General features: G+C 70.7%; 6 protein-coding genes. All 6 read right to left on the bottom strand.

Going from position 1 to position 7,511, the window contains the following annotated elements:
• Positions 1-18 precede the first annotated feature (18 nt).
• Entirely contained in the window at positions 19-1,329 is a 1,311-nt protein-coding gene (locus ACFWFI_RS38755; protein WP_387399947.1) for a M50 family metallopeptidase, read from the bottom strand.
• The gene (gene dxr / locus ACFWFI_RS38750) at positions 1,326-2,579 is read right to left on the bottom strand and encodes a 1-deoxy-D-xylulose-5-phosphate reductoisomerase (protein ID WP_387399944.1); all 1,254 of its coding nucleotides are present in this window, start codon (positions 2,577-2,579) and stop codon (positions 1,326-1,328) included. Before dxr ends, ACFWFI_RS38755 begins: the two co-directional genes overlap by 4 nt.
• 61 nt (positions 2,580-2,640) lie before the next feature.
• Positions 2,641-3,411 carry a hypothetical protein gene (locus ACFWFI_RS38745; protein ID WP_387399941.1) on the bottom strand — a complete coding sequence of 257 codons (771 nt, stop codon included), beginning with the start codon at positions 3,409-3,411 and terminating at the stop codon, positions 2,641-2,643.
• Positions 3,412-3,487: 76 nt separating this feature from the next.
• Positions 3,488-3,982 carry a nucleotidyltransferase domain-containing protein gene (locus tag ACFWFI_RS38740; protein WP_387399939.1) on the bottom strand — a complete coding sequence of 165 codons (495 nt, stop codon included), beginning with the start codon at positions 3,980-3,982 and terminating at the stop codon, positions 3,488-3,490.
• A gap of 38 nt (positions 3,983-4,020) precedes the next feature.
• Positions 4,021-5,265 (bottom strand): 3-phosphoshikimate 1-carboxyvinyltransferase, encoded by a 1,245-nt coding sequence (gene aroA / locus ACFWFI_RS38735; RefSeq protein ID WP_387399936.1) that lies wholly within the window; start codon positions 5,263-5,265, stop codon positions 4,021-4,023.
• Positions 5,266-5,344: 79 nt separating this feature from the next.
• Entirely contained in the window at positions 5,345-7,291 is a 1,947-nt protein-coding gene (locus ACFWFI_RS38730; RefSeq protein WP_387399933.1) for an acyl-CoA dehydrogenase family protein, read from the bottom strand.
• Positions 7,292-7,511: the final 220 nt, after the last annotated feature.

Below are 7,511 nucleotides of genomic sequence, written 5' to 3'. Positions count from 1 at the left end.
GCCGCACACCGTGAAGCGTCAGGTGATCTTGACGGGGTTCACGATGTCGGCGACGAGCACCAGGAGTGTGAAGCAGATGAAGATTCCGGCGACCACGTAGGCGACGGGCATGAGCTTCGCCACGTCGAACGGTCCGGGGTCGGGCCGTTTGAAGACCTTGGCCACATTGCGGCGCAGGGCTTCCCAGAGAGCACCGGCGATGTGCCCGCCGTCCAGCGGGAGCAGGGGCAGCATGTTGAACAGGAACAGCGAGAGGTTGAACCCGGCCAGCAGGAACAGCATCATCGCGATCTGGTTCTGGGCCGGGACGTCGAGGTTCATCACCTCGCCGCCGATACGGGCCGCACCGACCACTCCGACCGGCGAGTCGTCGGCACGCTCGCCGTCGCTGAACGCCGCGTTCCACAGGTCGGGGACCTTGGAGGGCAGGGCGATGATCGAATCGACGCCGTTCTCGATCATGTCGCCCATGCGGACGACCGAGTCGCCGAAGGAGAGCGGCAGGATCTCGGTCTTGGCGGCGAAGCCGAGGTAACCGGCGCTGACGTACTGGTCGGGAACGACCTCGCCGTCGGCGTCCTTCTTGGCCACGGCGTTCTTCTTCAGCACGGCGTCCAGGGTCTGTTCCTGGCCGTCGCGCTGCACGGTGATGGTGGCGGGGCCGATGGTCTGCCGGATCCTGTCCGAGAGCGTGGCCCAGTCGTCGATCTTCTGCCCGTTGAAGGCGACGATCGTGTCGCCCTCCTTCAGGCCCGCGGCCTTGGCCGGCGAGACCGGGTCGGACGTCTTGCAGGTGTCACGGTTCTCACTCTGCGAGATCACGCACTGCTGGACGCCCGCGACCTCGGTGGTCTGCGTCTGGAAGCCGAAGGTCATCGCGACGCCCATGAAGATCGCGACGGCCAGGACCAGGTTCATGAAGGGGCCGGCGAACATCACGATCACGCGCTTCCACGGCTTGCGCGTGTAGAAGAGGCGCGACTCGTCGCCCGGCTGGAGCTCCTCGAAGGCGGCGGACCTGGCGTCCTCGATCATCCCGCGCCAGGGGGACGTGGAGCGCGCCTCAAGCCGGCCGTCGGGTCCCGGGGGGAACATTCCGATCATGCGGATGTAGCCGCCCGCGGGGATGGCCTTGATGCCGTACTCGGTGTCGCCCCTCTTCCGCGACCAGACGGTCGGGCCGAAGCCGACCATGTACTGCGGCACCCTGATCCCGAAGAGCTTGGCCGTCGACAGGTGGCCCAGTTCGTGCCAGGCGATCGAGAACAGCAGACCCACGGCGAAGATGGCGATCCCCAGGATCGTCATCAAAATCGTCGTCATGCTCATGCGTGCGCCTCCGCTGTCGCTTCCGCCGAGAGTTCGCGGGCCCTGGACCGGGCCCAGGTCTCCGCTTCGAGGACGTCCGCGACCGTCAGCGGAGTTCCCGTGGCGGGGGTGCCGTGTTCGGCCACCACCGCTGTGACCGTATCCATGATTCCGTTGAAGGGCAGCCGTCCCGCCAGGAACGCGTCCACGCACTCCTCGTTGGCCGCGTTGAACACCGCGGGCGCCGTGCCGCCCAGGGTGCCCACGTGCCGGGCGAGTCCGACGGACGGGAACGCCTCCGTGTCGAGCGGGAAGAACTCCCAGGTCGAGGCCGTCTTCCAGTCGAAGGCGGGGGCCGCGTCCGGGACCCGCTCGGGCCAGCCGAGACCGATGGCGATGGGCCCCCGCATGTCGGGCGGGGTCGCCTGGGCGAGCGTGGAGCCGTCGGTGAACTCCACCATCGAGTGAACGTACGACTGGGGGTGGACCACCACGTCGATCCGGTCGAACGGGATGTCGTAGAGCAGATGCGCCTCGATGACCTCCAGGCCCTTGTTGACCAGGGTCGCGGAGTTGACCGTGATGACCGGGCCCATGGCCCAGGTCGGGTGCGCCAGGGCCTGCTCCCGGGTCACGTCGGCCAGCTCGGCGCGTGTACGCCCGCGGAACGGGCCGCCGGACGCGGTCACGACGAGCTTACGGACGTCGGCACGCTTGCCCGCGGCGAGCGCCTGGAAGAGCGCGGCGTGCTCGGAGTCGACCGGGATGATCTGGCCGGGGGCCGCCAGCGCCTTCACCAGCGGGCCGCCGACGATCAGCGACTCCTTGTTCGCCAGTGCGAGGGTGCGGCCCGCCTTCAGCGCGGCGAGCGTCGGGGCGAGGCCGATCGAGCCGGTGATCCCATTCAGCACGGTGTGGCAGTCGCTCGCCGCGAGTTCCGCGGCGGCGTCGGGGCCGGCCAGGATCTCCGGGAGCGGCTCCCCCGCCCCGTAGACCTCGCGCAGGGCCTCGCGGAGCGCCGGTACCTTGTCCCCGTCGGCGACCGCGACCGTGTGCACGCGCAGCTGCCGCGCCTGCTCGGCGAGGAGGCGGACCCTGCCGCCCGCAGCGGAGAGCGCGGTGACGCGGAAACGGCCGGGGTTGCGCAGGACCAGGTCGATGGCCTGGGTGCCGATGGACCCGGTGGAGCCGAGGATCACCAGATCCCGGCGGCCTTGCGCCGCGTCGAAGACGAGATGCGGGTCGGCGAGGGGTGCGGGGCTGTCGCTCATGACCCCCATTGTTGCCGCATGCGCTGTGCGCGCTGACAGCGCTCCCCCGTCGGCGCGTGCCTCAGGACTGCCCGGCACGGAATTTCTTCCACTGGGCGGCCATGACGTCCTCCGGAACCCCGCCGATGTCCTCGGTGCCCAGGATCTCGCCGCGGAAGGCGAGCGTGGTGGAACCGGACCGCAGGACGGTGAGGTACTCGTACAGCTTCAGCTTCCCCTTCACGTCGAGAACGGTGAAGCGGTAGGCCTTCGCCTCGTCGGCCTCGTCCGCGAAGGCGGGCAGCGCGGCCGGTTCGGCCTCCTCGTACCTGGCGCGCGCGACGGTCCGTTCCTCGGTGAAGCCTCCGGCGCATTCCCGGCCGGCCCTGTCCAGCGACTTCATGACCTTCGCGGCCTCGCCGTTGCCGTACGAGCGCAGGGTCACGTCGACGGTGACTCCGAGCATCTCCTCGGGCTTGTCGGCCTTGCGCTGCACCTGGGCGACGGGCGCGTAGTCACTGACGTCACCGGCGAGGCTGACGAGCGGCTGGCAGACGGCGGGGTCGGCGGCGTAGGCGTCCCCGAGCGGCCCGTCCAGGGTGTACTCGGACGCGGTGAGGTCGCCGGCCCGCTCCCCGTCGGTGAAGGCGACGGCGGTGAGCTGCGCCTCGGTGAGCCCGTCGGCCGCAGCAGCCGTGGCGGCCGGGCGCGAGGGGGCAGGGCTCTTCCCGGCCCCGCCCTTGCCGCTGTCCTCGTCTCCGCCACCGCACCCGGTGAGCCCCATGAGGGCCACCACCGCGCATCCCGCCGCCAGGGCGCCCCGTCTGCCGCCCGCCCCGTAAGCCCCGAACATCCCTGCCCCTGTCTCCCGTTGACGAACGCGAGCCGTGTCCGACCGCGCCGAGGCTCGATTGTGCGGCATCCAGGGGTCAGAAACGCGTTTCGATGCCGAACTTCTCCCTCAGCCGCCGCATGTCCGCCACATCGCGCCCGGCGGGTTCGTAGCCCTGGTGGAACAGCGCCTGCTGCTCCGCGGAGATGCAGCGCACGGTGGTCGCCCCGATGGTGCCCGTGACGAAGCAGGCGGCCGGGTAGCGGAAGGGCTCAGCGGGGTCGAGCGAGGACTGGACGGCCGACCCGTCGGCGGCGAACTCCAGCGGGTGCAGGTCGATTTCGGGCCCGTCGGGATGGCTGAGCACGAAGCGGGCGGGGCGCCAGTCCAGCGTCTCGGTGTATCCGGCCGACTCCAGCGCCGCCACGACGACGGACTCCTGCTCGCGGATGTGCAGGAGATCGAGATCGCGGTGCTCCCGGGTCTCCTCCCCGAGCAGGGCGTCGATGCCCCACCCTCCGGCGATCACCACGTCGGTGCCCGCTTCGCGCAGCAGGACCAGGACGGACAGGACATCGTTCCGGGACATCATGCCGGCGACCGTAGTCCGCCCCGCGCCGGAGCGCACCGTCATTCCCGGCCGGCGGTCCTCGCCACGAACTCCGCGAACTCCTCGTGGAACCGGGGGAAGGTCTTCCGCACGCAGCCGGGGTCGTCGTAGCTCATGCCGGGCGTACGCAGGCCGGCGACGGCGAACGACATCACGATGCGGTGGTCACCGTGGGTGGCGATCTCCGTGGGGCGCGGGGTGCCGGGGTGGATCTCGATCCAGTCGGGTCCGGTGTGCACGGTGATCCCCATGTTCCGCAGGTTCTCCGCGCAGGCCTCCAGCCGGTCGCACTCCTTCACCCGGGTGTTGGCGACGTCCTCGATCCGTACCGGCGAGGTGGCGAACGGCGCGATCGCCGCGAGGGTCGGCATCGTGTCGGAGATGTCGCGCATGTTGACCGTCAGGCCCGAGAGCCGGCCGGAGGACCGCACGGTCGTGGCGTCCGCGGTCGTACGGACGTCGGCGCCCATGCGGCGCAGGACCTCGGTGAAGCGCAGGTCTCCCTGGAGCGCGTCCGTCCCGAGGCCCGGGACGGTGACCTCGTGGCCGGTCAGGGCCGCCGCGGCGAAGAAGTAGCTCGCTGTGGACGCGTCGGGCTCGATCGCGTAGGTGGTGGCGCGGTAGCCGCCGGGCGGCACCGTGAAGGTGTTCCCCTCCCGGACGACCTCGACTCCGAAGCTGCGCATCATCGCGAGGGTGATCTCGATGTACGGCGCCGAGACCAGCTCCGTGACGTCGATCCGGAGGCCTTCGGCGGTGAGCGGGCCGAGCATGAGAAGGGCGGTGAGGTACTGGGACGACTCCCCCGCGTCGAGGGTCAGTTCGCCGCCCTTGACGCCCGACGCCTCGATGGTGAGCGGGTGGTGGCCCTCCGCTCCTTCGTGGCGCAGGTCCACGCCGAGGGCGCGCAGGGCCTCGGTGAGGGGTGCGAGGGGGCGGCGGCGCATCTGCGCGGAGGCGTCGAAGCGGTACGTGCCGGACACCGCGGCGGCGGCGAGCGTCGGCAGGAAGCGCGCGGTGGTGGCCCCGTCGCGGCAGTGGACCTCGGCGTCCGCGGCGGCGGGTCCCGCGGGGCGTCCCTCGATGTGCCAGCGGTCCGGCTCGCGGCTGACCCCGTAGCCGAGGCGGGTCAGCCCCTCGGTGAACCCCTCGGTGTCGTCCGAGTGCAGGGGGCGCAGGAGGGTGGTGGTGCCGTCCGCCGCGGCGGCCAGGAACAGGGCGCGGGCGGTTACGGACTTGGAGCCGGGGATGTCGATGACGGTCACGGGCGTCCATTTTGCCCTGCGGCGGGCGTGCCTGCGGGGCGCGTCCAGGCAGTGGACGTGCCCCGCAGGGATGCCGGGTTCAGCGGATGGGGCGGTGGACGTTCTCTCCGGTGGCCGGGCCGGGGGTGGCGTCGGCGATCCAGGGGCCGTCGCCGCTGGGGTCGATGACTCCCTCCTCCAGCCAGGTGTAGGTCCCGGAGAGGACTCCGTCGACGACACGCTTGTCGATGTCGTCCGTGTTGGACCAGAGCCGGTTGAAGAGCTCCTCGACCCGGATACGGGCCTGCCGGCAGAACACGTCTGCGAGCTGGTACGCCTCGCGGCCGTGGTCGTCGTCGGCCCGCAGGTGCTCCGCCCGGACACAGGCGGCGCTCATCGCGAAGAGTTCGGCCCCGATGTCGACGATCCGGCCGAGGAAGCCCTGTTTGGTCTCCATGCGGCCCTGCCAGCGGGACATCGCGTAGAAGGTCGAACGGGCCAGCTTGCGTGACGAGCGCTCGACGTACCGCAGGTGCACGGAGAGGTCGGGGTGCCCGGGAACGCGGAACTCACCGTAGGCGTTGGGCCTCTGACCGGGTCCGCTGACCAGCTTGGGGAGCCAGCGTGCGTAGAACCCGGCGGCGTTGGCCCCCGCCTTCGCCTTGTCGGAGAACGGCTTGTCGGGGTCGATGATGTCGCCTGCGACCTTGAGGTGGGCGTCGACGGCCTCGCGGGCGATCAGCAGGTGCATGATCTCGGTGGAGCCCTCGAAGATCCGGTTGATCCGCATGTCGCGGAGCATCTGCTCGGCGGGGACGGCGCGTTCGCCGCGGGCCGCGAGCGAGGCGGCGGTCTCGAAGCCGCGTCCGCCACGGATCTGGACGAGCTCGTCGGAGATCAGCCAGCCCATCTCCGATCCGTACAGCTTGGCGAGCGCCGCCTCGATGCGGATGTCGTTGCGGCTCTCGTCGGCCATCTGCGAGGAGAGGTCCACGACCGCTTCGAGGGCGAAGGTGGTGGCGGCGATGAAGGAGATCTTCGCGCCGACCGCCTCGTGCCGGGCGACCGCCCTGCCCCACTGCTCGCGGACCGCCGCCCATTCACGGGCGATCTTCAGGGACCACTTTCCGACGCCCACACACATGGCGGGCAGGGAGAGGCGTCCGGTGTTGAGCGTGGTGAGGGCGATCTTGAGGCCGGCACCCTCGGCGCCGATCCGGTTGGCCGCGGGGACGCGGACCTCGTGGAAGCGGGTCACGCCGTTCTCGATGCCGCGCAGCCCCATGAAGGCGTTGCGGTGCTCCACGGTGATGCCCGGGGAGTCGGCCTCGACGACGAAGGCGGTGATGCCGCCCTTGTGGCCCTCGGACGCGGGGACCCGGGCCATGACGACGAGCAGGTCGGCGACGACGCCGTTGGTCGTCCAGAGCTTCACACCGTCCAGGACGTAGTCGTCGCCGTCGGGTACGGCCGCCGTGGCGAGCCGTGCCGGGTCGGAGCCGACGTCGGGTTCGGTGAGGAGGAAGGCTGAGATGTCCGTCCGCGCGAGACGGGGCAGGAAGGCGTCCTTCTGCTCCTGCGTGCCGAACATCTTCAGCGGCTGCGGTACGCCGATGGACTGGTGGGCGGAGAGCAGCGCGCCGATCGAGGGGTTGGCCGAACCGGCCAGCGCGAGAGCCTTGTTGTAGTAGACCTGGGTCAGCCCCAGGCCTCCGTACTTGGTCTCGATCTTCATGCCGAGGGCGCCGAGTTCCTTGAGGCCGTTGATCACCTCGTCGGGGATCCGGGCCTCACGCTCGATGAGGGCGCCGTCGACCCGGGTCTCGCAGAATTCGCGCAGCCGGGCGAGGAAGGCCTCGCCGCGCCGTACGTCGTCCGGGGCGGGCAGGGGATGGGGGTGGATCAGGTCCAGCCGGAAGCGCCCGAGGAAGAGTTCCTTGGCGAAACTCGGCTTGCGCCAGTCCTGTTCACGGGCGGCCTCGGCCACCTGCCGCGCTTCACGCTCGGTGACTTTGGGGGCCTGGGGGATGTCGGATGGGGCGGACATGAGGAGCTCACCTCGCCGCGAGTCGGGATATGGGTCGGGCCGTACGCGTGCCGATCGGTACCACTCGTCCGTATCTACCCGATCTGCGTCACCCCCACCACCCCTGCGACGGGCTCCCGGCGGCATACGGAAGCGGCCGGAGCCCCCGCACAGCGGGCTCCGGCCGGGCCCTCCGGCCGCGTAAACCCCCCCGCCGCCGGCCGCCCCCAAGGTCCACCCG

The sequence above is a fragment of the Streptomyces sp. NPDC060209 genome (assembly GCF_042728155.1).
Taxonomy (GTDB): domain Bacteria; phylum Actinomycetota; class Actinomycetes; order Streptomycetales; family Streptomycetaceae; genus Streptomyces.
The sequence above is the reverse complement of the archived record's forward strand: the minus strand, read 5'-3'. Positions and strand labels throughout refer to the sequence as shown.

Excerpts from the sequence above, each read along its gene's own strand:
- ACFWFI_RS38755 (WP_387399947.1), bottom strand. The coding sequence starts at position 1,329 with ATGAGCATGACGACGATTTTGATGACGATCCTGGGGATCGCCATCTTC.
- dxr (WP_387399944.1), bottom strand. The coding sequence starts at position 2,579 with ATGAGCGACAGCCCCGCACCCCTCGCCGACCCGCATCTCGTCTTCGAC.
- ACFWFI_RS38745 (WP_387399941.1), bottom strand. The coding sequence starts at position 3,411 with ATGTTCGGGGCTTACGGGGCGGGCGGCAGACGGGGCGCCCTGGCGGCG.
- ACFWFI_RS38740 (WP_387399939.1), bottom strand. The coding sequence starts at position 3,982 with ATGATGTCCCGGAACGATGTCCTGTCCGTCCTGGTCCTGCTGCGCGAA.
- ACFWFI_RS38730 (WP_387399933.1), bottom strand. The coding sequence starts at position 7,291 with ATGTCCGCCCCATCCGACATCCCCCAGGCCCCCAAAGTCACCGAGCGT.